Origin of the sequence: Catellatospora paridis (assembly GCF_009720365.1) — a bacterium.
GTDB classification, from domain to species: Bacteria; Actinomycetota; Actinomycetes; order Mycobacteriales; family Micromonosporaceae; genus Catellatospora; species Catellatospora paridis.
In genome coordinates this window covers 323665-349283 of record NZ_WBZD01000017.1, presented here as the reverse complement: position 1 = coordinate 349283, position 25619 = coordinate 323665, and the positions used below count along the sequence as shown (strand labels likewise).

Genomic DNA, 25619 nt, shown 5'->3' with positions numbered 1-25619 from the left:
CCGGCCGCGATCCCGGGCGGTACGGCCGCGTGATCGTCCGGCGGCAGGGTGCTGGCACACTCGGTGCCGTGACGGACACGGCCCCCGCGAACGGTGAGATCGAGAGCTACAGCCTGGTCGAGCTAGCGGTGACCCGGCTGCGCCGCGAGATCCTCAGCGGACGCTCCGAGCCGGGCGAACGCCTGGTCGAGGAGCAGCTGACCCGTCGGCTGGGCATCAGCCGGGCCCCGCTGCGCGAGGCGCTGCGCCTGCTGGGGCAGCAGGGTCTGGTCGAGCACGTGCCGCGGCGCGGGGCGCGCGTGGCCACCCTGTCCGACCGGGACGTGCAGGAGCTGTACGCGGTGCGCGACATGCTCGAACGCCACGCCGTCGAGCAGGCGCTGCGTACCCCGGTCACGCTCGACGGGCTGCGGGCGGCCGTGGACCGGATGCGGGAGGCCGCCGCGACCGGGGACCAGCTGGAGGTCGCCAACGCGCACCGGGCCTTCCATGTCAGCGTGGTCGCGCTGTCGGGCAACGGGCAGCTCACCGCGATCTACGAGTCGATCCTCGTGAAGCTCCAGCTGTACATGGCGATCAACCTGCGCCGAGAGGCCGAGCTGGCGCACGCCGACGACGGGGTGCACCGGCACGAACGCCTGCTGGAGGCGGTCGCGACCGGCGACCCGGCCGCCGTGCTCACGGCGCTGGCCGGGCACGGCGCAAGGTCCTATCTGTAGCCCTGCGCCCGATCGGGGCACCAGGTCATGCACACGTTACCGAGGCGACCAGACCCTGAAACAGTTCGGTCGACAATCGACAGTATGCAAACCCTGGTGCCCCAACCTGATCCGCCGACCGGCGTACGCATCGGGCCGGTGCAGGCCGAGCCGTACCGGTGGCCGTACGACGGCGCGGTGCCCGTCGCGCGGACGGCACTGCTGTGCATCGACTGGCAGACCGACTTCTGCGGGCCGGGCGGCTACGTCGACGCGATGGGTTACGACATCGCGCTGACCCGCGCCGGGCTGCCCGCCACCGCCAAGCTGCTCGACCACGTGCGCTCGCTGGGCATGCTGGTCGTGCACACCCGCGAGGGCCACGACCCGGACCTGTCCGACCTGCCCGCCAACAAGCGCTGGCGCTCGGCGCGCATCGGTGCGGAGATCGGCGGACCCGGCCCGTGCGGGCGCATCCTGATCAAGGGCGAGCCGGGCTGGGAGATCGTGCCCGAGGTCGCCCCGGCGCCCGGCGAGGTGATCGTCGACAAACCCGGCAAGGGCGCGTTCTACGCCACCAACCTGGACCTGGTGCTGCGTACCCGTGGCATCACGCACCTGATCCTGACCGGCATCACCACCGACGTCTGCGTGCACACCACCATGCGCGAGGCCAACGACCGCGGCTACGAGTGCCTGATCCTGTCCGACTGCACCGGCGCCACCGACCCCGGCAACCACGCCGCGGCCCTGCACATGGTCACCATGCAGGGCGGCGTCTTCGGCTGCGTCGCGACGTCCGACGACGTCATCGCGGCCACCACCTCCTGACGCACCGTTCCGCCTCACAGAAGGCGAGCACCCCTTGAGCACCCCCGCCACGGTCGACGCGATGCCGTCGCCGTACACCTTCGACCCTTCGACCACAGCACTGCTGGTCATCGACATGCAGCGCGACTTCCTGGAACCCGGCGGCTTCGGGGAGACGCTGGGCAACGACGTGAACCAGCTGCGCTCGGCGATCGCGCCGACCGAGGCCCTGCTCGGCGCGTGCCGCGCGGTCGGCCTGACGATCGTCCACACCCGCGAGGGGCACCTGCCCGACCTGTCGGACTGCCCGCCCGCGAAGCTGCACCGCGGTGCGCCTTCGATGCGCATCGGCGACCCAGGCCCGAAGGGCCGCATCCTGATCCGCGGCGAGTACGGCCACGACATCGTCGACGAGCTCGCTCCGCTGCCCGGCGAGCCGGTCGTCGACAAGCCAGGCAAGGGCGCGTTCTACGCCACCGGACTCGGCGAGCTGCTGGCGAGCCGGGGCATCCGCAGCCTGATCGTCACCGGGGTCACCACCGAGGTCTGCGTGCACACGACCGTGCGGGAGGCCAACGACCGCGGCTACGAGTGCCTGGTGCTGTCGGACTGCGTGGGTTCGTACTTCCCGGAGTTCCAGCGGGTCGGGCTCCAGATGATCGCCGCTCAGGGCGGGATCTTCGGCTGGGTGGCGAAGTCACCGGCCTTCATCGGGGCGTTGCAGCGCAGCGCCGCCCTGCCGCAAGCCGCCTGATGATCCCCGCCTCGAAAGCAGGACACCCATGACCACACCCACCCCCGCGGCCGTGAAGCTGCCGCACTGGGTCCGCGGCGACACCAACGCCTTCTTCGGTTTCGGCGTGAACGTGCTCGTCAACGTGCTGACGCTGACCACGCTGTGCCTGTTCGTGATCAACCTGTCCGAGGGCGACGTGTTCGGCACGATCCTGCCCGCGCTGGGCATCGCCCTGGTCTTCGGCAACGTGTACTACACGATCCTGGCGCGGCGGCTGGCCGCCAAGGAGGGCCGCACCGACGTGACGGCGCTGCCGTACGGGCCCAGCGTGCCGCACATGTTCATCGTCATCTTCGTGATCATGCTGCCGATCTACCTGAAGACCAAGGACCCGATGCTGGCCTGGCAGGCCGGTGTCGCCTGGGCGTTCATCATCGGCATCATCGTGCTGATCGGCGCGTTCGTCGGGCCGTACATCCGCAAGTACACCCCGCGCGCAGCACTGCTGGGCACCCTGGCCGGCATCTCCATCACGTTCATCTCGATGAACCCCGCCGGGCGCATGTGGGACCTGGCCTGGGTCGCGCTGCCCGTGTTCGCGCTGCTGCTGATCGGCCTGATGACCGACGTCCGGCTGCCGTTCAACTTCCCCATCGGCCTGGCCGCGCTGCTGCTGGGCACCGCGATCGGCTGGATCGGCGGGGTCATGTCGGTGCCCGACGTCACCGCCGCCGCGAAGACCATCGCGTTCGCGCTGCCGGACCTGAAGTTCGGCCTGCTGTTCGACGGCCTCAACGAGATGGCGCCGCTGCTGGCCACCGCGATCCCGCTGGGCGTCTACAACTTCACCGAGGCGATGACCAACGTGGAGAGCGCCGCCACCGCCGGCGACAACTACAACCTGCGCAGCGTGCTGCTGGCCGACGGCATCGGCGCGGTCATCGGCTCCCTGCTCGGCTCGCCGTTCCCGCCCGCCGTGTACGTCGGGCACCCCGGCTGGAAGGCCGCGGGCGGCCGCACCGGCTACTCCATGGCCACCGGCATCGTCATCGCGCTGCTCTGCTTCCTGGGCATGTTCGGCCTGCTCGCGTCGATCTTCCCGACGGCGGCGATCGTGCCGATCCTGCTCTACATCGGCCTGCTCATCGGCGCGCAGGCGTTCCAGGCCACCCCGCGCGCCCACGCCGCCGCGGTGGTCGCCGCGCTCATCCCCAACCTGGCCTCCTGGGCCACCGGGCAGATCGACAACGCGCTCGCCGCGGCGGGCACCTCGGCCGCCGCGGTCGGCGACCAGGCCCTGGCCGGTGCGGGCGTGGTCTACCACGGCCTGCTGGTGCTCGGGCAGGGCGCGATCCTGGCGGGCCTGGTGTTCGGCGCGATCGTGGTGTTCATCATCGACAAGAAGTTCCTGCACGCCGGGATCTTCGCCCTGGTCGGCGCGCTGCTCACCTTCGTCGGGCTGATCCACGGCGAGAAGGTCGAGTGGAACGCCAACGGACCGGTGTCCCTGGGCTACCTGTTCGTCGCGGTCATCTGCGCGATCTTCTACTTCGGCAAGCACTCCCCGCGCGAACCCGACCCTGAGGAGCTCGCCCTCGACCGGCTGCACGGCGGCGCGGACGCACCCGCGCCGGTCTCGCCGGCGCCGGCCGCAGCGGCGGAGCCGGACCGGGCCGCAGCCGCGGCCTGATCCGGCTCACCAGCCGCCTTCCGGCACGGGAGCCGCACCCGTGCCGGAAGGCGGCACCACCAGTCAGGAGAACTCATGGACCTGGACCGGCCCGACGTGGTCGCCGAGGTGGCCGCCGTGTTCGCCGCCTACGAGAAGGCGCTGGGAGTCAACGACCCGGACGAGATCATGTCGTTCTTCCACGACAGCCCTGCCACGGTGCGCTTCGGCATCGCCGACCGGCAGACCGGCTGGGCGCAGCAGCACGCGTGGCGCGCGGCCCAGCCGCCGCTGCCGCCGGGCCGGACCCTGCAAGACACCCTGATCAGCACGTTCGGCGATGGCTTCGCGGTGGTCACCACCTGTTTCGGGTACGCGGGCGGCACCGTCACCGGGCGGCAGTCGCAGACCTGGGTGCGGCTGCCCGAGGGCTGGCGCATCGTGCACGCGCACGTGTCACAGCTGCCCTCGTGACCGCCGCACCTGTCCGACCAGCGGCTACGGTCAGGTCGAGGCCTGGTAGTAGCAGGCGTTCCTGGCCCACTGCAGCGGGCCGACCCGGGTGCCCCAGGCGCTCCAGGCGGTGGCGCTCGCCGTGTGCCAGTAGCGCGCCCGGTAGCTGCCGACCGCGGTCCGCAGCTCGGTGTGGTCGAGGTCGTCGTCGTACTGGATCTTGTGCGGGGCGTTCATGGCGACCCCGGACGACTCGTCCACGTCACCGTCGTCGAACGACGAGATCACCGTCCAGTCGGTGCCCATCGCCGATTCGGGACGCGCCGCCAGCCCGGCGAGGAAACTGCTGCCCGCCTGCATCTCCTTGCACTGCAACCAGAGCGTGAGGCTGCACCAGCCGGCGAAGGCCGCGCCCGCGTGCGGGGTGCCCAGCGTGACGACGTCCTCGACGTAGACGTACGGCGGGTAGCCGGCGGTGCCCTTGGCGACCTCGGTCAGCGCCGAGCGGATCACCAGCCCGCCCATGGAGTGGGCGACCACGTCGACCTTCTCCCCGTTGACCGAGTAACGGCTGTAGATCTCGTTGGCCAGCGCCTTGCCGACCGTCTTGATCGACGTGTTCATGGTGTCGCCGCCGAACGTGATGTCGCAGTTCGTGTCGCCGGAGTAGTAGCCGAACTGGGTGAGCTCACCGGTCCAGCCCGCGTTGGCGAACTGGGCAGTCACCGCCGACCAGTAGGCATCGCAGTCGGCGTTGCCGTCGGGGCTCCAGCCGTGGATGAAGATCACCCGGTTGGCCTGGCCGTTCGCCCGCGCGGGTGCGGCGTACGCCGGGGCCTGCGCGGCGAGCACCAGGCTCGCGGCGACCGCCGAGGAGGCGAGCAGTGCCGAGAAACGTCGCATCCGCGGATCCCTGTTCTCGAGCCGGCAGCAGCAGGCCGCACGACATGACGGGTTCTCGCGTCGGCGGTGCCCGGGATTCTGCCGGACTCGGCCGCAGGGGTCCATAGCGGATGCGGCGGGTGGGACGCGCTCGTCCCACCCGCCGCCGAGCTCACTCGGGTTCGGGCAGGCCGTGCTCTTCGCGCACCCTGCGGGCCTGGCGGGAGTCGCCCTGGTCGTCGAGCGCCCGGGCCAGCCAGGCCGCGGCCTCCTGGCGGGCGCCGTGCTCGGCCGGCAGCGCGTCGAGCGCCCGGCGCAGTTCGGCCTCGCCGGCCGCGGCCCGGCCGGAGACGACCAGCACCTGCCCGTGGCGCAGCTCGGCCAGCGCGGCCTCCCCGAACGCGCCGATGGAGCGGAACAGCGCAGCCGACGGCGCGACCCGGGCCACCGCCGCGTCGTGATCCGGATCGTCGTTGTTGGACAGCACCTGCGCCGCCTCGTAACCGGCCATGGCCCGCTCCCAGGCGAACCCCGGCTGCTCGTCGGCGGACACCTCGGTGACCGCCATCAGTTCCGCGAGCTGCCCGGCCAGGATGATCGCCTCGTCCTTGCGCCCGGCGTGGAACAGCGCCATCACCTGCCGCCGGCGGGCGTGCACCGTAGCCAGGGCCAGATCGGCCTGCCCGTATGCCTGCGCGGCCGCGTCGAACCGGTCGGCGGCCTCGGCGTCGCGGTCGACCTGCCACAGCAGCTCGCCCGCGCGCTCCAGCACGTCGCCCCGGTAGGGCAGTCGCTCCACCCCGCCGACCAGCTCCAGCAGCGTGTCGAGCTGCCCGATCGCGACGTGCACCTCGCCGAGCTGCGCGTACACGCGCGACAGGAGGTCGCGCAGCTCCACGACCATGTCGGCGTGCTCGGGATCGCGCTGCGCGAGGAACCACGACAGCGCCTCCTCGCCCACCTCCGCGGCCTCGGTGAAGCGGCCCGTGGTGCCCAGCGCCAGCGCCAGCCGGTGCCGGGTGTACGCGGCCGCGCCCGCCGCGCCCCGCGCCTCCATCAGGCACACGTGCTCGACGATGTCGTCGACGAACTCGCCCGCCCGATCGCTCGTGACCAGCATGAACCCCGCGTCGGCGCGGGAACTGCGGCGCAGCTCCGGGTCCTGCGCCACCGCGGCGGCCTCCTCGAACGCGGCGATCGCGCCGGGGTTGTCGCCCAGGCGGCCGAGCAGGTCGGCGAGCGCCCGCAGCAGGTTCGCGAGCTGGTCACGGTGGTCGGTCCCGCGCAGCAGCGTCGCCGCTGCGCGGATCCGCTGGGCGGCCTCCTCGATGCGTTCCTGCGCCTGCAGCACGCCCGCGCGCAGGTGCAGCAGGCTCGCGTGGCGGGCCGGGGGCAGCGCGCCGGGCTCGGCGTCGGCCCGGTCCAGCAGCGACGTCGCGCGGTCCAGGTCGCCGGACGCGGCGGCGACCCACGCCGCCCGTACCAGCGCGGCGCGGCGCTGCTTCGGGTCGGTGTTGGCGGCCACGGCCAGCTCAGCGGCCTCGAACACGGCGGGCACGAGCGAGCCGTCGCCGGTCAGTTGCAGCATGGAGATCTGCCACTGCAGCCGCGCGGCGTGCTCCCGGGCGGTGTCGCCGGCCCGCTCGAACGCGGCGACGGCCTCGGCGAACGCGTCCGTGGTCCCCTGCCGATCCTCGTCGGGCAGCGCCACCGCGCGCAGCCGGGCCAGCCGCCCGCGCTGCTGGTCGGTCAGCGGCCCGTCGGCGTGCTCGGCGAGCAGCCGCCCGGTCAGGGCGCGGGCCTTGGCCTGCTCCTCGGCGTGGAACAGCTCGTCTACCAGGTCGAGCCGGCCGTCCAGCGGCAGGTCCGCGGGCACCTCGAACAGGTCGACCGCTGCCGCGGCCGGCTCCCCGCCGGTGGGCTCGGCGGACGCGGCGCGGGCGGCGGTCACCGACAGCGGCAGGTACGCCACCAGCGGCTTCGACTCGATCAGCGCGGCGATCCGGGTGCTCTGGTAGGTGTTGCCGTTGCGCTCGTCGAAGCGCAGCGACAGCGCGACCGCCCGTTCGCGCAGCTGCCGCCCCAGGTCGGCAACGGTGCTCTCGCCCGCCGCACGGCGGACCACCAGGTCGCCCTGCCCGGCCTCGGTCAGCCGCCGCAGCACCAGCGCCGCGGACGCCGCGAACTCCATCTCCGTCTTCGGCGTCGGCGCCTGGTCCAGCCACGGCAGGTGCCGCTCGATCAGTTCCAGGCCGCGCAACTCGTTGCCGGTCACGCCGCAGAAGCTCACGTGCGCGGCCACCCGGCCCAGCTCCGCCTTGTTGTCGTCGAGCGCCCGGTAGGCACGGCGGTGCGCGTCGCGCGCCTCGTCGAGGCGGCCCGTGCGCAGGTACGGGAACAGCAGCGTGGTCAGGATGCCGTGCGGCTGCTCGGAGCAGGTCAACCGCCCACTCAGTGCGTCCTGCGCCAGCGTGATCGCATCTTCGTCCCGACCCCGCCAGGCCAGGTGGTACGCCTTCGACGACGGGTCGCAGCCCGCGCAGTCCGACAGCGCGTCGCGCGGCGCGGTGTCCCACAGCCGGTACCAGTGGTCGGCCTGCTCCTCGTCGCCCAGGTGCGCGGCGACGTCGTGGCGGTACGCGTACACGGCCTGCATGCTGTGCCCGCCGGCCTGGTAGCGGCGCTGCATGTCGTCCAGCACCGCCATCGTGCGGGCCAGCGCCAGCTGCGGGAACAGCGTCATCGACGACACCACGTGCTTGAAGTGCCACAGCAGCAGGTGCTCGTCGTGGTGGCTGCGCCGCCCCGGGTCGGCGTCGTAGTCGGTCAGGCAGCGGGCGAACGTCATCATCGCCTTCATCGGCTCGCCGCTCTGGTGGTAGCCGCTGGTCGCCGCCGCGTGCGCCGCGTACAGCAGGTCGGGGTCGCCCAGCGCCTCGGCCTTGGCCAGCACCTGCTCCACGATCGCGATCCGGGCCGGCCCGTCGGGGGTGTCCCACGAGCGGTGAATCAGGTCGTGGACCTCGTCATACGTCGTCATGAGTGCTCCCGGGGGCGGCGTTGGGCAGGGCCAGGTCGATCAGGTCGAGGAACGAGCGGTTCAGCAGCGCCATGTCCGCGGGACGCAGCGGGTGGTGGCCGAAGAGCAGCGCCTGCCCGTACAGCGAGGACACCGTGAGGGCGACCAGTTCCGGGGTCGGCAGCGCGCTCATCCGGCGTACCAGCGGGTTGCGGTGGTTGAGCACCAGCTGCGGGCGCACCTGCGCCTCGGCCTGCTCGAACGTCGACAGCACGCCCGCCCACAGGTCGTCGGCGACCTGCGCGGTCTCGCGCAGCCGCCGCTGGAACGTGGCGTGCCGGTCGGTCAGGTACAGCGCCGGCATGCTCGGCGGGTCGAACGCGCGGACCACGACCTCGCACCCCAGTGGGTCCATGGCCCGCTGGGCGGCGGCCACGAACGGTCGCAGGCCCAGGTCGGCTGCCGGGTCGAGGGTGTCGAAGCGGGTGGACAGGTCGCTCGGGTCGAGCCGGTCCACCATGATCGTGCTGTCGAGCAGCGGCAGCCGCTCGATCAGCTCCGCGTCGAAGGTGTAGCCGCCGTTGACCACGGCCAGCCCCTGCGCCGCGGCGACGGCCGCGAGCTGCCGGAACTCGTCGTTGTTCGCGCTGTAGCGGACCGTGCCGTAGCGTCGGCGGAACTCCTCCAGCGGCATCCGGCCCATGTTGGTCTCCATCGGCCACCACTGGTCGACGACCCGCAGCATCTCCTCGTCATGCATGGCCAGGGCCTTGACGCCCAGGTGGTGCACGGCCAGGAAGCGGTGCATGCGGTCGGCGTCCTCCCGGGCCAGGTTCACCAGCCAGCCGCGCAGCTGCGCGCCGAGCTGCTCGCGCACCGACTCCAGCAGGCCGTCGGAGTACAGGGCCTCGCGGCTCGCGGTGGGGCGCAGCTCGGACGCGTCGACGATGCAGCGGGCGAAGAACGCCCACTCGGGCAGCAGGTCCTCGGCGCCCTCGGCCAGCAGCATGCGCTTGAGGTAGACGCGGTGGCCCGACTTCGCCGCCGGGTTCGCGGGCGTGGGCAGCACCAGGGCGACGCCGGTCAGGCCCGCCTCGGGCACGTTCAGCTCGATCGTGTCGAACGGGGTGAAGCCGAACGTCTGCTCGGCCGTCCTCATCAGCTCGGCGCGCCCGGCCTGCCAGGGCAGGGTCTCGGCGGTGATCACGTCGCCGTCCACGCGTACCGGGTAGGGCAGCATCTCGCCGAACAGCGCGGCGAGGTCGCGCACCCGCTCGGCGTCGAGCCAGTCGGTGGCGTCGCGGCGCGGGACCAGGGTGACGGTGGTGCCGACCTCCTGCCGGTCCGGGCCGGGCTTCGTCTCGTAGCGGCCGTCGGCGAAGCCGGTCCAGTACACCGTGGGGTGGCCCTCGTGGCGGGTCTGCACCCGGATCTCGTCGGCGACCAGGAAGCAGGACAGCAGGCCGATGCCGAACTGGCCGAGGAACTCGTGCCGGGAGAAGCCCAGCTCGTCGCGCTTGCCGCTGCGGCCGATGGTGGCCAGCAGCTCGTGCACCTGCTGCTCGGTCAGGCCGAGGCCGGTGTCGTGGACGCGCAGGGTGCCGTCGCCGGTGGTCTTCGGCGACTCCAGCCAGACCGAGGCGGGGGCGGTCGGAGACAGCGCGCGGCGGGCGGTGATCGCGTCCACGGCGTTCTGCATCAGCTCGCGCACGTACACCCGCGGGCTGCTGTAGAGGTGGTGGCTGAGCAGGTCGACGATGCCGCGCAGGTCGACCTGGAAGGACTGGTTCACCCGGCAGAGGCTACCGGCGCGGGTCCACCTGCGGGAACCGGCCGTCGGTCGTTCCCCCGCGCCCGAGTGACACGAGCCACCGGTCGGGTATTGGTCCTGTCTGCCGCGCCCACCGGCATGGATCATCGAGTCCATGACCGTCTCCCCCGGCCCCGTGTCCACCCGTCCGGCGAGGTTCCCTGCGGCGTCGATGTCGGACCTGGTGGACCGGCCCGTCCGGTACGACCTGGCCGAGAGCACCTGCCCGCCGCTGCGGCTGGGTGAACTGCTCGACGGCGACACCGCCGCCCGGCTCGCCACCCTCGACATCGGCTACGGCACGAGCCAGGGCGGCACCGAGCTGCGTGCGCTCATCGCGGCCGGTGCGGGCGTGGCACCCGACGAGGTGCTCGTCACCGCAGGCGGAAGTTCGGGGATGTTCCTGCTGGCGTTCACGCTCTGCCGTCCTGAGGATCACGCCGTGGTCCTGACGCCGTGCTTCCCGCCCGCGCGGGCCGCCCTCGACGCCATCGACTGCCGGGTGACACCGGTCCCGCTGGCCTTCGACGACGGGTATCGGCTCGACGTCGACGCGGTCGCGGCCGCGCTGACGCCCGAGACCCGGCTGGTGTCGCTGGCCTCGCCGCAGAACCCGTCCGGCGTGCGCTTCACCGAGCAGGAGCTGCGCGACCTGCTCGATCGGATCGAGGCACGGGCTCCGCAGGCGGTCCTGCTGGTCGACGAGACCTACCGGCAGGCCGTCTACGGTGCGGGCGCGGTGCCGCGCTCGACCGCACGCCTGTCGCCGCGGGTGGTGACCTGCTCCTCGGTGTCCAAGGCGCACGGCGCTCCCGGCATCCGGGTCGGCTGGCTGACCGTCACCGATCCGGCGCTGTACGAGTCGCTGCGGGTGGCGAAGTTCAACACGCTGATCACCGGCTCCGGGGTGGACGAACTGCTGGCCGCCGAGGTCCTGCGCCGCGAGGAACAGATCCTCGGCGAGCGCCGGGAAGCGCTGGCCGCCGCGGTGGACACCCTCGACCGGTGGGCAACCGACCACGCGGACACGGTGGAGTTCGTGCGCCCGGACGGCGGCGCGCTGTGCTGCCTGCGGCTGCGCCCCGACCGCTTCGACGACCACGCGGTACGGCGCTTCTACGACGCGCTCGCGGAGCGGGAGACGAGGGTCGGGCTCGGCGGCTGGTTCGGCGAGCCCGACCGGGTGTTCCGGCTCGGCTTCGGCCACCTGCCCGCCGCGGACTTCCGGACCGCCCTGGACCGGGTGGCCGAGGCGTTGTCCGTCGCCTGAGCGCACGCCCACGTCGCGGGGGTGCCCGCGCAGCGTCCCGTCAGCGCTTGGACGCCCGCATGAGGCCGCGCAGGTAGGCGGCCTGCGCGACGTGCGCGACGTCGTCGTTGGCGACACTGACCAGCCGCGCGCCCATCGTCACCGGCGGGTCCCAGCGCTCGTCGACGATCCGGTCGAGGTCCTTGGGCTTGAGCCCGGCCAGCAGGTCCCGGGTGCGGGCGGCGACCGCGTCGAAGTACTCGATCAGCAGCTCCGGGCTGTCCGGGCGGACGGCCGCGACCTGCTTGGCGGTGTGCCCGTAGCCGGTGTCGCCGGGATTGGCGCGCAACCCGAACCGCTGCGCCCACGGGCCGGTGACCCAGAGCTGGTCCTCGCCGAGCAGGTCCGAGATGTGGTCGTCCTGGATGCGGGTGAGGTGCCAGACGAGCCAGCCGATGGTGTTGGTGCCCGGTGCCGGGGCCCAGTGCAGCTGTTCGGCGGTCAGGCCGTCGACCGCCTCATGGACCATCTCGGGGATCCGGTCGTACAGCTCGACGAGCAGGCCGTCCACATTCACCCGAGTCAGCCCTTCCCGACGCCCGCGGCCGCCGGTCGGACGCCCGCCGTGTGGACTGTCCGCGAAGTCCGGTCCGCCACCTTCGCACAGTATCGCGAAGGTGGCGGACGCAGACCGTGAAGCCCGAAGGTCCTACCGGCCCGCCGCCACCGGCACCCGGCGGGCGTCGCCCGACTCGCGCTGCGCGCCGACCACCGGGCCTAGCGCGCCGACGATGTCCTCGACCCGCGCCTTGGCGTCGCCGAACAGCATCCGGGTGTTGTCCCGGTAGAACAGCGGGTTCTGCACGCCGGCGTAGCCCGCGGCCATGGACCGCTTGAAGACGATCACGTGCTCGGCCTCCCACACCCGCAGCACCGGCATGCCGGCGATCGGGCTGCCCGGATCGGCGGCCGCCGGGTTGACGGTGTCGTTGGCCCCGATCACCAGGACCACGGAGGTGCCCGCGAAGTCGTCGTTGATCTCGTCCATCTCCAGCACGATGTCGTACGGCACGTCCGCCTCGGCCAGCAGCACGTTCATGTGCCCCGGCAGCCGCCCGGCCACCGGGTGGATGCCGAACCTGACCTGCACGCCCCGCGCCCGCAGCCGCCGGGTCAGCTCGGCCACCGGAGCCTGCGCCTGCGCCACCGCCATGCCGTAGCCAGGCGTGATGATCACCGAGGTGGCGTCGCGCAGCAGCGCCGCGACGTCGGCGGCCGAGGTCTCCCGGTGCTCGCCGAGGTCGACGGCCTCCCCTGCGGCCTGCTCGGTGCCGAACCCGCCCGCGATCACCGACACGAACGACCGGTTCATCGCCTGGCACATGATGTACGACAGGTACGCGCCCGACGAGCCGACCAGCGCGCCGGTCACGATCAGCAGGTCGTTGTCCAGCAGGAAGCCCGATGCCGCGGCCGCCCAGCCGGAGTAGCTGTTCAGCATCGACACCACCACGGGCATGTCGCCGCCGCCGATGGAGGCGACCAGGTGCCAGCCGAGCGCGAGCGCGACGATGGTGACCGCGACCAGCAGTCCCAACTGGGGCTGGATGACGAACCACACGGTCAGCGCGACGAACGCGACCAGCGCGCCGAGGTTCAGCACGTGCCGGCCGGGCAGCATGAGCGGCCGGGACGCGATGCGCGCCGACAGCTTCAGGTACGCCACGATCGAGCCGGTGAAGGTGACCGCGCCGATGAAGACGCCGACGAACACCTCCGCGTGGTGGATGTGCAGCAGGGCACCGGTGAGCCCGGCCGGAGCGGCGTGCTCGACCTCGAGGTAGCCGTTCCAGCCGACGAGCACGGCGGCCAGCCCGACGAGGCTGTGCAGCACGGCGATGAGCTCCGGCATGCCGGTCATCTGCACGACCCGGGCCCGCCACAGCCCGATCCCGCCACCGACCAGCATGGCGAGCACCAGCAGCGCGGTGGCCGCGGCGGTCATGTCGCGGATGGCGAGCGCGATGGTCGCGCCGAGCGCGACGGTCATGCCGGCGATGCCGTACACGACACCGGCACGGGCCGTCTCGTGCTTGGACAGCCCGGCCAGACTAAGGACGAACAGCAGCGCCGCGACGATGTATGCGGCCTGCACGGCGGTCATGGCGGTCATGGATCAGCCCTTCGAGAACATGCCGAGCATGCGCCGGGTGACGGCGAATCCGCCGATGATGTTGACGGTGGCCAGCAGGATCGCCGCGGCGGCGAGCACGGTGACGGCGAGGCTGCCGTCATGCCCGATCTGCAGCAGCGCGCCGACCACGATGATCCCGGAGATCGCGTTGGTCACCGACATCAGCGGCGTGTGCAGCGCGTGGTGCACCTTGCCGACGACGTAGTAGCCGATGACGACGGCCAGCGCGAACACGGTGAAGTTGCCGACGAACTCCTTCGGCGCGAACGCGGTCAGCCCGAACAGCGCGGCCGCACCCAGGCCCACGTACGCGAAGGTCCGCCCTGGCGAGGCCGGTTTCTTCACCGGAGCGGCCACGGGCGCGGGTGCGGCGGCCTGCGGCGCGGCCGACACCTGCACCGGCGGCGGGGGCCAGGTCACCTCGCCGTCGCGGGCCACCGTCATGGACCGCTGCACGACGTCGTCGAAGTCGAGCACCAGCCGGCCGTCCCGGCCGGGGGTGAGCAGCTTCATCAGGTTGAGCAGGTTCGTCGCGTACAGCTGCGAGGCCTGCGCGGGCAGCCGCGCAGGCAGGTCGGTGTACCCGATGATGGACACCCCGTTGCCGGTGACGACCAGCTCGCCGGGCACCGTGCCCTCGACGTTGCCGCCCTGCGCCGCGCCCATGTCGACGATGACGCTGCCGGGGCGCATGCTCGCCACGTGCTCGGCGCTCAGCAGCCGCGGCGCGGGGCGGCCCGGGATCAGCGCCGTCGTGATGATGATGTCGACCTCGGCGGCCTGCTCGGCGTAGAGCTCCGAGGCGCGGCGGTCGTAGTCGGCCGAGGTCTGCTTGGCGTACCCGTCGCCGCCGCCCTGCTGCTCGACGGCCACGGCCAGGAACTCGCCGCCCATCGAGCGCACCTGCTCGGCGACCTCCGGCCGGGGGTCGGTGGCCCGCACGATCGCGCCGAGGCTCTTCGCCGCGCCGATCGCGGCCAGCCCGGCCACGCCGGTTCCGGCGACGAGCACCTTCGCCGGCGGGACCTTGCCCGCGGCGGTGACCTGCCCGGCGAAGAACCGGCCGAAGGTGTGCGCGGCCTCGACCACCGCCCGGTAGCCGGCGATGTTCGCCATCGAGCTGAGCACGTCCATGGACTGGGCGCGGGAGATGCGCGGCACCGCGTCCATCGCCAGCACGCTGACCTCCCGGCGCGCCAGCGCGTCGACCAGTTCCGGGTTGACGGCCGGTCCGATCAGGCTGATCAGCGTCGTGCCCGCGCGCAGCGCCTCGACCTCGGCCGGCGACGGCGGATTGACCTTGAGCAGGACGTCGGCCTGCCAGCAGTCGTCGCGGCTGCAGATCTTCGCGCCCGCCGCCTCGTACGCGTCGTCGGAGAAGCTCGAACGCCGGCCCGCGCCGGACTCGACCTCGACCTCGTAGCCGAGTTCCACCAGTTGCCGCACCACGGCCGGCGTCACCGCCACCCGGGTCTCCGCCGCGGCCGACTCGGCGACGACACCGAGCCGCTGCGTCGTGGCCGGACCTTCTCTCGTACCCGTGAGCCCGTCCGGCTCCCCCAGGTCATGCTGCTGCCCCACCACGACTCCCGTCGACATTGACTAGATCAATCTAGATGCCAGTCATGGTGTGGCCACCACACAGCGGACGTCAATGAACGCGCCGAGTAATCGAAGCCACACTTGCGCGGTCACCCCGCGCAGCGAGCATCGATGCCCGCCCCGAGTTACCAACTCCACACGGCGGTCGCCGTGACCGTTCGGCGTACGCCGAACGGTCACGGACATACGGTCGAGCCATGACGATCAAGACGGCCCCGCGTGCCGACCACCGGCTGCTGCCGCTCGCCGCGGCACTCGTGACGGTGCTGCTGTGGGCCTCGGCGTTCGTGGCGATCCGCTACGTCGGACGTGAGCTGTCCGCCGGCGCGCTGTCCCTGGGCCGGCTGGTCGTGGCCGCGGTGGTGCTGGGCGTGATGATGCTGATCGACGACCGCCGCGCCACGGTGCGCACGCCCTGGCCGGGCCGCCGGCACTGGCCGCAGCTGCTGACCGTCGGTGTGGTCTGGTTCGGGCTCTACAACATCGCGCTCAACCAGGCCGAGCGGCTGGTCGACGCGGGCACCGCCGCGATGCTGGTCAACGTCGGGCCACTGCTGATCGCGATCCTGGCCGGGCTGCTGCTCGGCGAGGGCTTCCCGCGGTCGCTGATCACCGGCAGCATCGTCGCGTTCGCCGGGGTCGTCCTGATCGGCACCGCCACGTCGACCACCGCGGGCGTCGACCCGTGGGGCGTGGTGCTGTGCCTGGTGGCCGCGGTGTCGTACGCGGTCGGCGTGGTCGCGCAGAAGCCGCTGCTCGCCGACCTGTCGGGGCTGCGAGTCACCTGGCTGGCGTGCCTGATCGGGGCGGTCTGCTGCCTGCCGTACGCCCCGGCGCTGGTCCGCGAACTGAGCGCGGCACAGTCGTCGACGGTGGGCTGGCTGGTGTACCTCGGTGTGTTCCCGACCGCGCTGGGCTTCACGACCTGGGCGTACGCGCTGGCCCGCACCACCGCCGGCAAGCTGGGCGCGACGACGTACCTGGTCCCGGCGGTCGCGATCGTGCTGGCGTGGGCGCTGCTCGGCGAGGTGCCCCCGGGGCTCGCGCTCGCGGGTGGCGCGCTGTGCCTGGTCGGCGTCGCCGTCTCCCGGCGCACCGGCCGGGCGCGGTGACCGCGGCCGGACACGCCGTCCGGCCGACCCGCTTTACATAAACGTTGGCCTATCCGATCGAGTTCGATCTACGAAAACTCGATCGGATAGGCCAACGTCTGTTGAATACGGGTGCGTCAGCCGGCGTTGATCGCGGGGATGACGTGTTCGCCGTACGCGCGCAGGGTCTCCTCCTTGGCGTCATGCTGCAGGTAGACCGCGAACTGGTCCACGCCCAGCTCCTTGAGCCGGGTCAGCTTCTCGATGTGGGCCTCGACGGGGCCGAGCACGCAGAACCGGTCCACGATCTCGTCGGGCACGAAGTCGGCGTGGCTGTTGCCGGCCCGCCCGTGCTCGGCGTAGTCGTAACCCTTGCGGCCCTTGATGTAGTCGGTGAGCGCCTGCGGCACCGCGCCGGTGTCGCCGTAGCGGGCCACGATGTCGGCGATGTGGTTGCCGACCATGCCGCCGAACCAGCGCGTCTGCGCCCGCTGGTAGGGCAGGTCGTCGCCGACGTAGGCCGGGGCGGCCACGCAGAACTTCACCGCCATCGGGTCGCGCCCGACCCGCTCGGCCGCGTCCCGTACCGCCTTGATCATCCAGGCGGCGATGTCGAGGTCGGCCAGCTGCAGGATGAAGCCGTCTGCGACCTCGCCGGTCAGCTTCAGCGCCTTCGGCCCGTACGCCGCGACCCACACCTCCAGCTGCGAGTCCGTGACCCACGGGAAGCGCAGCGGTGACCCGCGGTGCGCGATCTCCCGGCCGTTGCCGAGCTCGCGGATCACGTGCACCGACTCGCGCAGCTCGGCCAGGTTCATCGGCGGCAGGCCGAGGGTGCGGCGGGCGGAGTCGCCGCGGCCGATGCCGCAGACGGTGCGGTTGCCGTACATCTCGTTGAGGGTGGCGAAGGTGCTGGCGGTGACGGTGACGTCGCGGGTGCCGGGGTTGGTCACCATCGGCCCGACGATGACCCGCTTGGTGGCGGCGAGGATCGCGCTGTAGATGACGTAGGGCTCCTGCCACAGCAGGTGCGAGTCGAACGACCACACGTGGCTGAACCCGGCCGCCTCGGCCCGCTGGGCGAGCTCGACGACGCGCCTGGCCGGCGGATCGAGCTGGAACACGACTCCGATGTCCATGAAACCCTCCTAGACCAGGTAGCTCGACAGGCCGCGCGGCAGGTAGCGGCCGTGGCCCTTGCGGCCGTGGTACTGCCCGCCGGACACCAGCACGCTGCCCCGGGAGATCACCGTGTCGACCTTGCCCGCGATCTCGTAGCCCTCGTAGGCGGAGTGGTCCATGTTCATGTGGTGGGTGTCCACGCCGATCCGGGTGCGGCCGTTCGGGTCGTAGACGACGATGTCGGCGTCGGAGCCCGGCGCGATCGCGCCCTTGCGCGGGTACAGGCCGAACATGCGCGCCGGGGTCGCCGCGATCGTCTCCACCCAGCGCTCCAGCGACAGCTTGCCGTCGACGACGCCCTGGTAGAGCAGGTCGACGCGGTGCTCGACACCGCCGATGCCGTTGGGGATCTTCGAAAAGTCGCCCAGGCCGAGTTCCTTCTGATCCTTGAAGCAGAACGGGCAGTGGTCCGTCGACACGATCGCGAGGTCGTTGCTGCGCAGCCCGCGCCACAGATCCCGCTGGTGGCTCTCGTGCTTGGAGCGCAGCGGTGTCGAGCAGACCCACTTGGCGCCTTCGAACCCGGGTGCGCCGAGCTGGTCTTCGAGGGTGAGGTAGAGGTATTGGGGGCAGGTTTCGGCGAAGACGTTGCGGCCGGTGTCGCGGGCTGCGGCGACGGCTTCGAGGGCCTGGCTCGCGGACAGGTGCACGATGTAGAGCGGGGTGTCGCCGGCGACCTGGGCCAGGGAGATCGCGCGGCGGGTCGCTTCGGCTTCGAGTTCGGCGGGGCGGGTCAGGCCGTGGTTGATGGGGTCGGTCTCGCCGCGGGACAGGGCTTGGCCGATGAGGACGTCGATGGCGATGCCGTTCTCGGCGTGCATCATGATCATGGAGCCGTTGTCGCGGGCCTTCTGCATGGCGCGCAGGATCTGGCCGTCGTCGCTGTAGAAGACGCCGGGGTATGCCATGAACAGCTTGAAGCTGCTGATGCCCTCGGCGTCGACCAGCGAGTCCATGGCTTTCAGCGACTCGTCGTCGACCCCGCCGATGATCATGTGGAAGCCGTAGTCGACGTGGCAGTTGCCCTCGGCCTTGGCATGCCAGGCGGCGAGGCCCTCGTGCACGTTCTCGCCGGAACGCTGCACCGCGAAGTCGATGATCGTGGTGGTGCCGCCGAACGCGGCCGCCCGGGTGCCGGACTCGAAGGTGTCCGACGCGAACGTGCCCCCGAAGGGCAGCTCCATGTGGGTGTGCGCATCCACGCCGCCCGGGATGACGTACTTGCCGGTCGCGTCGATGACCTCGGCGTCCGCGACGACCGGCGCGAGGCCGGGGGCGAACAGGGCGGCGATCGTCTCGCCGTCGACCAGCACGTCGGCGGCGTGACGGCCGGTGGGTGTGACGACGGTGCCGCCGGTGATCAGGATGGCCATGGGGGTCTCCGCTCTCAGGCCTGGGTCAGCGGGCCGTAGGCGTCGGGGCGGCGGTCACGGTAGAACGCCCACCGGTCGCGCACCTCGGCCAGCAGACCGAGATCCAGGTCCCGGACCACCAGCTCCGGCTGGTGCGCGTCTGCCGTGTCGCCGACGAACTTGCCCTCGGGGTCGACGAAGTAGGAGGTGCCGTAGAAGTCGTCGTCGCCCAGGTCCTCGATGCCGACCCGGTTGATCGCCCCGATGAAGTACTCGTTGGCCACCGCCGATGCGGGCTGTTCGAGCTTCCAGAGGTATGAGGAGAGGCCGCGGCTGGTCGCGGACGGGTTGAACACGATCTGCGCTCCGTTGAGCCCCAGCGCCCGCCAGCCCTCCGGGAAGTGCCGGTCGTAGCAGATGTACACCCCGACCTTGCCCACCGCGGTGTCGAACACCGGGTAGCCGAGGTTGCCCGGCCGGAAGTAGAACTTCTCCCAGAACCCCCTCACCTGCGGAATATGGGTCTTGCGGTACTTGCCCAGGTAGGCGCCGTCGGCGTCGACGACCGCCGCCGTGTTGTACAGCACGCCGGGCTGCTCCTGCTCGTACATCGGCAGCACCATCACCATGCCCAGCTCACGAGCCAGCGCCTGGAACCGCTCCGTCGTCGGACCGGGGATCGACTCGGCGTAGGAGTAGTACTGCGCGTCCTGGACCTGGCAGAAATAGGGGCCGTAGAACAGCTCCTGGAAACAGATCACCTTCGCGCCCTGCGCGGCGGCCTGGCGCGCGTACTCCTCATGGGCCTTGATCATGGATTCCTTGTCACCGGTCCAGGTCGTCTGGACCAGCGCGGCACGGATGATGTCTGACATGGTGCGGTCTCCGTCCTGCTAGCGGTTCGGCTCGGCGAGACGCCCGCCCGCGGCCTGGTCCGCCGGCGCCGACGGGCTCCTCACCACCAGGCCCGTCGCGCGGCGCCGGATGCGGACGGCGAGGTCGGCATGGTTGGAGTCAACCGGCACGGCCGTGGCGGCGGAATTGGCGCATGGTCCGACATCGGTCTGCCCAGCCCCTAAGCCGTTTGTACTGTCCTACAAACCGTTCGCCGCGAACTGCCGCGCCATCCAGGCTCCGCCCCGTGGCTCATGAGGCTCGATGTCGACACAGCGTTTCCTTTCCAACCTACTGTCGCCTATGTTGGTGCCGCGGGCCCCTGACCGGCTCAGCGCTGTATCCGGCCGGGCCTCACCCTGCCGTGGCACCGATCAGGGGGAGACAAACCGGTGGCACAGCCACAACCCGTGCTGGCAGCTCAAGCACGCAAACTGGTCATCCAGTTGGGACAGCTGCTCACCGACGTCACGGCCGGGCGCCCGGTCACCAAGGTGCACCAGCACCTGCTCGACCAATTCGACGACGCCGTGCACGACTACCGTATCGACGCGATGGAAGTCGGCCAGGACGAATTCGCCGCGATCTGGCATGGCCTGCAACACGGGCTCGCCCTCCCCGTCGGCACCTGGGAGCAGATCGTCCTGCCCACGGTCGTGGGCTTCAGCAGCGCCCAGAAGCTGAAGATGCACCTGGAGCTGGCCACCTCCTACTGGCTGGCCGCCCGCGCCGCCGTGGACGCGGTGCCCGACTACCCGGCCGCCGTCGCCGCACTGGCTCCACCCGACGCCTACACCACCGACCCCACCCTGCCCGTCGTGCCGCCGTCGCCCGCCCCGACTCGGCCGAGCGCGCCGCTGCGGCCCTCGGCCACCGACGCCGCCGCCACACGGCCCCCTGCCGCAGCGCCGTCCCCCACCGACGACCGCCCCGCACGGACCGGACCCGACCGCCGGGTGCTGGTCGCCGTCGCGGTCGCCGTGCTGGCCACCGTCACCGTCATGCTGGTGCTCGTCATCAGGCCGACCGGCGGCGGCCAGCCCGTGTCGCTCCAGGACGGACTCCCCTCCCCGATCCTGTCGGCGGGCGTCATGGCCGACGAAAGCGGCCAGCCGGTCACCCTGCCGACCGCGCCACCGTCGACCAGCCCAGAGCCCGCGCCGATGATCACCAACGAGCCCCTCCCGACGCCCAGCTGGACCCCCCCGGCACCGCCCACCAAGAAGCCTGGCACGACATCCCCGCCCCCGGCACCGCCGGTCGCTCCGTCCGCGCCCACGCGCCTGACCGCGGTCGCCGCCGTCGAGCACAAGATCTGGCTCTCCTGGTCCGCCCCGGCCAACGGCGGGTCGGGCGGTGTCGCCTACTACCGCATCCTGCGCGACGGCCAGTTCATCGGCTGGACCCGCGATACCAGCGCGACCGTCGCCGACCTCGCGCCGGGCACCTCCTACGTGTTCGTGGTCATCGCGGTCAACGCCGCCGGGCTGCAGTCCGGGCCGAGCAACCAGATCACGACCATGACCGCGTCCCCGTCACCGCCTCCCGCACCATCACCGACCAATTCGCCGTCGACGTCACCGTCGCCGAGCGAACCGCCGTCACCGTCACCTGAGGAGACGAGCGCCGAACCGTCACCGTCACCTGAGGAGACGAGCGCCGAACCGTCGCCGGAAGCCTCGTCACCGGACCCCGATCCGCCCACCGAGCCCGCGGAAGCGGACTGACCTGGGCTACCGAACTCGACTCCCGTGCACGACGGAGCGCCCGCACGCCGCGCGCTCCGTCGTGCACGCGTTGCGCACCAGGCGGATCCGACCCGGATCGCCATCGCGACTTCGCTGAACCCCCGATGCTCGACATCGGACCGCACGTCCACCGGCTCCGACCGCCACCACGCCCTCGGCTGCTCATGCAAGGTTCAACCACGGTTCGTCGCCCAGCGGATGTGCCGGGCCCACGGAACACGGCAACCTACGTTCGCCCCGCCACACCCCGGCGGGGGCCAGAACTAAAGGCACAACCCGGAGGTTCCCGTGAGTCGCCCCCTCAAGCTGTCGATCGCCTCGGCGGTGCTGGCACTGACCGCAGTCCTGTTCTCCGCCGGCCCTGCTCTGGCGGCGCCCGCCGACAAGCCCCAGGTGCTGAGCTCCTGGACCCAGACCAGCGCGGCCAGCTACAGCGCCTGGTGGTCCGCACGTCAGAACCAGGGCGCGTGGTCCGCGTACGGCTTCGACTGGTCCACCGACTACTGCTCGACCTCGCCCGACAACCCGTTCGGCTTCCCGTTCCAGAACGCCTGCGCACGCCACGACTTCGGCTACCGCAACTACAAGGCCGCGGGCACCTTCAGCGCCAACAAGTCCCGGCTCGACTCCGCGTTCTACGAGGACCTCAAGCGGGTCTGCAACACCTACTCGGGCGCTACCCGCTCGGTGTGCAACGGCACGGCGTGGACCTACTACCAGGCCGTCGCCGCGTTCGGCAAGAGCACGCTCGTCGACGGCACCGCCGACGTCACCTCCTGAGAACTCCGTCCGCTGCCCGGGGTGCTTCGGCACACCCGGGCAGCGCGCAGGTCGACGCACCCTGACGAGGGCCGACATGTGTTTATGATCCCGTGTGACCGACTCCCCCATCCTCGGGCTCTACGACAGCCTGCTGACTCAGCCCCTCTTGGAGCAGGTCACCCGCTGGCAGGCCGCAGGTCACGTGGTCGACCTCGACCACGTCGGCGAGGCCGACGTCGCGCACCTGCTCGGCCGGTTCATCGGTGCGGCCTCCGCGCGGGCGCTGGCCGCCGTCCGTGGCACTGACGCACAGGTAGAACTCGCCAACCAGTTGCTGCGCGCCCTCGACGACACGGCACTCGTCGAGACCGGTCCCCGCCGACTGCTTTCCGTGATGGCCGGCGAACCCGGCACCGACCCGCTCACCCGGCCGCTGACGTCGCTCTCCGAGGCCGCGCTGCTGACCAACGCGCGCGAGGACCCTCACCTCGCCCACGAGCTGGCCGCCGAGCTGACCAGCGCGGACCACGTCGACCTGCTCTGTGCCTTCGTCAAGTGGTCGGGCCTGCGCATCCTGGAACGACGGCTCGAAGACCTGCAACGGCGCGGCGTGCCGCTGCGCGTGATCACCACGACGTACATGGGGGCGACCGAACGGCGGGCGCTCGACCGCCTCGTCACCCACTTCGGCGCGCAGGTGAAGATCAGTTACGAGCAAAGCTCCACTCGGCTGCACGCCAAGGCCTGGCTGCTGCGCCGGGCGACCGGCTTCGACACCGCCTACGTCGGCAGCTCCAACCTGTCCAAGGCCGCCCTGCTGGACGGCCTGGAGTGGAACGTACGCCTGTCGTCCGTGACCACGCCCCGCCTGCTGGACAAGTTCCGGGCGACGTTCGACTCCTACTGGGATCGCGCCGAGTTCGAGCTCTACGACCCTGCGGAAGACGGCGACCGTCTCGACCAGGCGCTGGCATCGACTTCCTCCGGCAGGCGCCTGTTCGAGGTCCCTGCGCTCGTCCCCCACCCGTTCCCCCATCAGCGTGAGATGCTCGAGGACCTCGACCTGCAACGGTCCGCCTACGACCAGCACCGCAACCTGCTGGTCGCGGCCACCGGCACCGGCAAGACCGTCACGGCCGCCTTCGACTACCGCAACCTCCAGCAGCGCCTCGGCCGGCTGCCGAGCCTGCTGTTCGTCGCGCACCGGCAGGAGATCCTCACCCAGGCCCTGCACACCTACCGGCAGGTCCTCGCGGCACCCGACTTCGGCGAGTTGCACGTCGGCGAGGCGCGCACCCGCCAGTGGCGGCATGTCTTCGCCTCGGTGCAGTCGCTGCACCGCACCATCGGCAACCTGGCACCGGACCACTTCGACGTCGTGGTCATCGACGAGTTCCACCACGCCGAGGCCGTGACCTATCGCCGCATCCTCGATCACCTGCAACCGCAGGAACTGCTGGGCCTCACCGCCACACCCGAACGGGCCGACGGCAAGTGGGTCCAGGATGAGTTCTTCGGCGGGCGCATCGCCTCCGAGCTCCGGCTGTGGGACGCATTGCACAACGACCTGCTGTGCCCGTTCCACTATTTCGGCGTCAACGACGAGACCGACCTCACCGGCGTCGCCTGGACCCGCGGAGCCTACGACAAAGACGGCCTGGAGGCCGCGTTCACCGGCAACGAGCAGCGGGCCAGGTTGGTCTTCAACGCGTTGCGGGACAAGGTCGGCGACCTCGCCGAGGTTCGCGGCCTGGGATTCTGCGTCTCCGTCGCACACGCGCACTACATGGCGGAATTCTTCGACCAGCACGGCATCCCGGCCCGCGCCGTCGACGGCGCAACGCCCACCGAGCAGCGCAGAGCCGCACTGGCCGCGCTGCGCAGCGGCGAGGTGACGTTTCTCTTCGCCGTCGACCTGTTCAACGAGGGACTGGACATCCCCGACATCGACACGATCCTGATGTTGCGCCCGACGGAGAGCTCGACCATCTTCCTGCAACAGCTCGGCCGAGGTCTGCGGCGCACGCCCGACAAGGCCGTGCTCACGGTGCTGGACTTCGTCGGGCTGCACCGCGCCGAGTTCCGGCTGGAGAACCGGTTCCAGGCCCTGACGGGATTCGCTCGCGGCCGGCTGAAGGACCAGGCCGAAGCGGACTTCCCGCTCCTGCCGCCAGGCTGCCAGGTCGTGCTCGACAGGGTGGCGAAGGATCGCCTGTTGAGAAGCCTCCGGGAGCACCTCAGTGTCAAGGTCAACGTCCTCGCGCAGGAGGTTCGCACCTATGACCAGCCGACACTCGCCGGTTACCTGGAGGCCAGCGGCCGGGACATCACCGACGTCTATCGCAGCAACCGGTCCTGGACGGCGCTGCTGCGCAAGGCCGGGCGACTCGGTCAGGAGCCGTCGCCGCTGGAGGCCGAGGTCGGCAAGCGGATGCGGGCGTTCCTGCACGTCGACGACGCGCGCCGGGCAACGGCGTATGCGCGTCTGGTAGCCGTGGACGGCCCTGCCTACGGCGACCTGTCACCTGCCGAGCAGGCATACGCGCGGATGCTCGTCTTCTCCGTGTGGCGTGACGGCGGCGGATTCGCCGGCTACGACGAAGGGCTGGCGCGGTTGCGGGGTGAGCCGCACCTGCGCGACGAAATCCGCCAGCTCGTCGAGTACGGGGTCGAGCGGCCACGGCGTTTGGCCAAGCCGCTGCCCGACGGGTTGGCGCAGGTGCCACTGGCGATCAACGCACGCTACTCCGCCGACGAGATCCTCGCCGCGCTCGGCTGGGCGGAGCTGGGCAGCGGGCGGGTCCCCGAGAACATGCGCGAGGGGGTGGCCTGGTCGCCGGCGACGCAGTGTGACGCGCTGTTGGTCACGCTTCGCAAGAACGAGAAGGAGTTCTCGCCGCAGACGATGTATCGCGACTACGCGCTGACCCCGGAGCTGTTCCACTGGGAGTCGCAGAACCGGACCGGCGCCGACTCGGTCACCGGCCGGCGCTACCGCGCCCACGCCCGCGACGGCAGCCACGTGCTGCTGTTCACCCGGGAGAGCACGTCGACCGAGCACGGGTATCCCGAGCCGTACGTGTTCCACGGGACGGCGCAGTACGTCGAGCACCGGGGTGAGCGGCCGATGGCCGTCACGTGGCGGCTCGACGAGCCGATGCCGGAGGACCTGTTCCGTCGCGCGGCCGTCGCGGCCTAGCCGGAGCTTTGGCAACGGGCTGCGTGGTCGCGTGGGCCGCCCGGCCTCAACTGCCGGTGGGCCGGGGCGATCCGACCCGCGGCGACCTGGCTGCAGGAGCCCGCCGCCAGTGTCAGCGCACCGGTGGCCGCCAGGGCGGCCAGGCGTCGACCGGCAGATGTCATCACGCACCCCCGAGGACGCGGCGGCAGGCGATGCGTGCGTGGTGACTGCGGCGGAAGCCCTGACACCGGTCCGGTCCTCAATCTACGCCCGGCCGGCGTGTCTCC

19 protein-coding genes are annotated in these 25619 nt (G+C 71.5%); 10 read left to right on the top strand and 9 right to left on the bottom strand.

The window, feature by feature from the left end:
- Positions 1-68: 68 nt before the first annotated feature.
- From F9C41_RS32565 to F9C41_RS32545, 5 genes are all read left to right on the top strand, one after another.
- The gene (locus tag F9C41_RS32565; RefSeq protein WP_155390636.1) at positions 69-719 is read left to right on the top strand and encodes a GntR family transcriptional regulator; all 651 of its coding nucleotides are present in this window, start codon (positions 69-71) and stop codon (positions 717-719) included.
- Positions 720-803: 84 nt separating this feature from the next.
- On the top strand, positions 804-1529 hold the full coding sequence (biuH, locus tag F9C41_RS32560) for a biuret amidohydrolase (protein ID WP_155390635.1): 726 nt from the start codon (positions 804-806) through the stop codon (positions 1527-1529).
- A gap of 34 nt (positions 1530-1563) precedes the next feature.
- Positions 1564-2262, top strand: a complete 699-nt coding sequence (locus tag F9C41_RS32555; protein ID WP_230690184.1) for a cysteine hydrolase family protein — start codon at positions 1564-1566, stop codon at positions 2260-2262.
- Between the two features lie 28 nt (positions 2263-2290).
- A complete protein-coding gene (locus F9C41_RS32550) occupies positions 2291-3934 on the top strand; it encodes a regulator (RefSeq protein ID WP_155390633.1) in 1644 nt (547 codons plus the stop codon).
- Positions 3935-4009: 75 nt separating this feature from the next.
- Positions 4010-4387: an AtzH-like domain-containing protein gene (locus tag F9C41_RS32545; RefSeq protein WP_155390632.1), complete on the top strand. Its 378-nt coding sequence runs from the start codon at positions 4010-4012 to the stop codon at positions 4385-4387.
- A gap of 30 nt (positions 4388-4417) precedes the next feature.
- Here F9C41_RS32545 and F9C41_RS32540 read toward each other — a convergent pair whose 3' ends face one another.
- From F9C41_RS32540 to F9C41_RS32530, 3 genes are all read right to left on the bottom strand, one after another.
- Positions 4418-5269, bottom strand: coding sequence for an esterase/lipase family protein (locus F9C41_RS32540; protein WP_196280051.1), 852 nt, complete (start codon positions 5267-5269; stop codon positions 4418-4420).
- A gap of 151 nt (positions 5270-5420) precedes the next feature.
- A complete protein-coding gene (locus tag F9C41_RS32535) occupies positions 5421-8288 on the bottom strand; it encodes a hypothetical protein (protein WP_155390629.1) in 2868 nt (955 codons plus the stop codon).
- Positions 8275-10059, bottom strand: a complete 1785-nt coding sequence (locus F9C41_RS32530; RefSeq protein WP_155390627.1) for an HSP90 family protein — start codon at positions 10057-10059, stop codon at positions 8275-8277. The genes F9C41_RS32535 and F9C41_RS32530 overlap by 14 nt, the downstream gene beginning before the upstream one ends.
- A 133-nt stretch (positions 10060-10192) precedes the next feature.
- Between F9C41_RS32530 and F9C41_RS32525 the strand changes: the two genes are divergently transcribed.
- Positions 10193-11347 carry a pyridoxal phosphate-dependent aminotransferase gene (locus F9C41_RS32525; RefSeq protein WP_155390626.1) on the top strand — a complete coding sequence of 385 codons (1155 nt, stop codon included), beginning with the start codon at positions 10193-10195 and terminating at the stop codon, positions 11345-11347.
- A gap of 40 nt (positions 11348-11387) precedes the next feature.
- On the opposite strand, the gene F9C41_RS32520 is transcribed toward F9C41_RS32525, so the two are convergent.
- The 3 genes from F9C41_RS32520 to F9C41_RS32510 form a co-directional block, all read right to left on the bottom strand.
- Positions 11388-11903 (bottom strand): mycothiol transferase, encoded by a 516-nt coding sequence (locus F9C41_RS32520; RefSeq protein WP_155390625.1) that lies wholly within the window; start codon positions 11901-11903, stop codon positions 11388-11390.
- 132 nt (positions 11904-12035) lie between these two features.
- Complete coding sequence (pntB, locus tag F9C41_RS32515) at positions 12036-13499, bottom strand: Re/Si-specific NAD(P)(+) transhydrogenase subunit beta (protein WP_155390624.1); 1464 nt, start codon at positions 13497-13499, stop codon at positions 12036-12038.
- 3 nt (positions 13500-13502) lie between these two features.
- Entirely contained in the window at positions 13503-15101 is a 1599-nt protein-coding gene (locus F9C41_RS32510) for a Re/Si-specific NAD(P)(+) transhydrogenase subunit alpha (RefSeq protein WP_269059005.1), read from the bottom strand.
- Between the two features lie 218 nt (positions 15102-15319).
- On the opposite strand from F9C41_RS32510, the gene F9C41_RS32505 reads away from it, so the two are divergent.
- Positions 15320-16234, top strand: a complete 915-nt coding sequence (locus F9C41_RS32505) for a DMT family transporter (protein WP_155390622.1) — start codon at positions 15320-15322, stop codon at positions 16232-16234.
- Between the two features lie 116 nt (positions 16235-16350).
- Here the strand turns inward: F9C41_RS32505 and F9C41_RS32500 are convergent, their stop codons facing one another.
- Genes F9C41_RS32500 through F9C41_RS32490 form a run of 3 tightly spaced genes read right to left on the bottom strand, consistent with a single transcriptional unit; the run spans position 16351 to position 19622 of the window.
- Positions 16351-17352: a TIGR03842 family LLM class F420-dependent oxidoreductase gene (locus tag F9C41_RS32500; RefSeq protein ID WP_155390621.1), complete on the bottom strand. Its 1002-nt coding sequence runs from the start codon at positions 17350-17352 to the stop codon at positions 16351-16353.
- A gap of 9 nt (positions 17353-17361) precedes the next feature.
- A complete protein-coding gene (gene hydA, locus F9C41_RS32495) occupies positions 17362-18768 on the bottom strand; it encodes a dihydropyrimidinase (protein ID WP_155390620.1) in 1407 nt (468 codons plus the stop codon).
- Between the two features lie 14 nt (positions 18769-18782).
- Positions 18783-19622, bottom strand: coding sequence for a nitrilase-related carbon-nitrogen hydrolase (locus F9C41_RS32490; protein ID WP_155390619.1), 840 nt, complete (start codon positions 19620-19622; stop codon positions 18783-18785).
- A gap of 411 nt (positions 19623-20033) precedes the next feature.
- On the opposite strand from F9C41_RS32490, the gene F9C41_RS32485 reads away from it, so the two are divergent.
- The 3 genes from F9C41_RS32485 (at position 20034) to F9C41_RS32475 (ending at position 25350) form a co-directional block, all read left to right on the top strand.
- On the top strand, positions 20034-21368 hold the full coding sequence (locus F9C41_RS32485) for a fibronectin type III domain-containing protein (protein ID WP_155390618.1): 1335 nt from the start codon (positions 20034-20036) through the stop codon (positions 21366-21368).
- A gap of 309 nt (positions 21369-21677) precedes the next feature.
- Complete coding sequence (locus tag F9C41_RS32480) at positions 21678-22169, top strand: phospholipase (protein ID WP_230690183.1); 492 nt, start codon at positions 21678-21680, stop codon at positions 22167-22169.
- A 94-nt stretch (positions 22170-22263) separates the two neighbouring features.
- The gene (locus tag F9C41_RS32475; protein ID WP_155390617.1) at positions 22264-25350 is read left to right on the top strand and encodes a DEAD/DEAH box helicase; all 3087 of its coding nucleotides are present in this window, start codon (positions 22264-22266) and stop codon (positions 25348-25350) included.
- Positions 25351-25619: the final 269 nt, after the last annotated feature.

Bases quoted from the DNA above. Each gene is read 5' to 3' on its own strand.
- biuH (WP_155390635.1), top strand. From the start codon at position 804: ATGCAAACCCTGGTGCCCCAACCTGATCCGCCGACCGGCGTACGCATC.
- F9C41_RS32550 (WP_155390633.1), top strand. From the start codon at position 2,291: ATGACCACACCCACCCCCGCGGCCGTGAAGCTGCCGCACTGGGTCCGC.
- F9C41_RS32545 (WP_155390632.1), top strand. From the start codon at position 4,010: ATGGACCTGGACCGGCCCGACGTGGTCGCCGAGGTGGCCGCCGTGTTC.
- F9C41_RS32540 (WP_196280051.1), bottom strand. From the start codon at position 5,269: ATGCGACGTTTCTCGGCACTGCTCGCCTCCTCGGCGGTCGCCGCGAGC.
- F9C41_RS32535 (WP_155390629.1), bottom strand. From the start codon at position 8,288: ATGACGACGTATGACGAGGTCCACGACCTGATTCACCGCTCGTGGGAC.
- F9C41_RS32525 (WP_155390626.1), top strand. From the start codon at position 10,193: ATGACCGTCTCCCCCGGCCCCGTGTCCACCCGTCCGGCGAGGTTCCCT.
- pntB (WP_155390624.1), bottom strand. From the start codon at position 13,499: ATGACCGCCATGACCGCCGTGCAGGCCGCATACATCGTCGCGGCGCTG.
- F9C41_RS32505 (WP_155390622.1), top strand. From the start codon at position 15,320: ATGACGATCAAGACGGCCCCGCGTGCCGACCACCGGCTGCTGCCGCTC.
- F9C41_RS32500 (WP_155390621.1), bottom strand. From the start codon at position 17,352: ATGGACATCGGAGTCGTGTTCCAGCTCGATCCGCCGGCCAGGCGCGTC.
- hydA (WP_155390620.1), bottom strand. From the start codon at position 18,768: ATGGCCATCCTGATCACCGGCGGCACCGTCGTCACACCCACCGGCCGT.
- F9C41_RS32490 (WP_155390619.1), bottom strand. From the start codon at position 19,622: ATGTCAGACATCATCCGTGCCGCGCTGGTCCAGACGACCTGGACCGGT.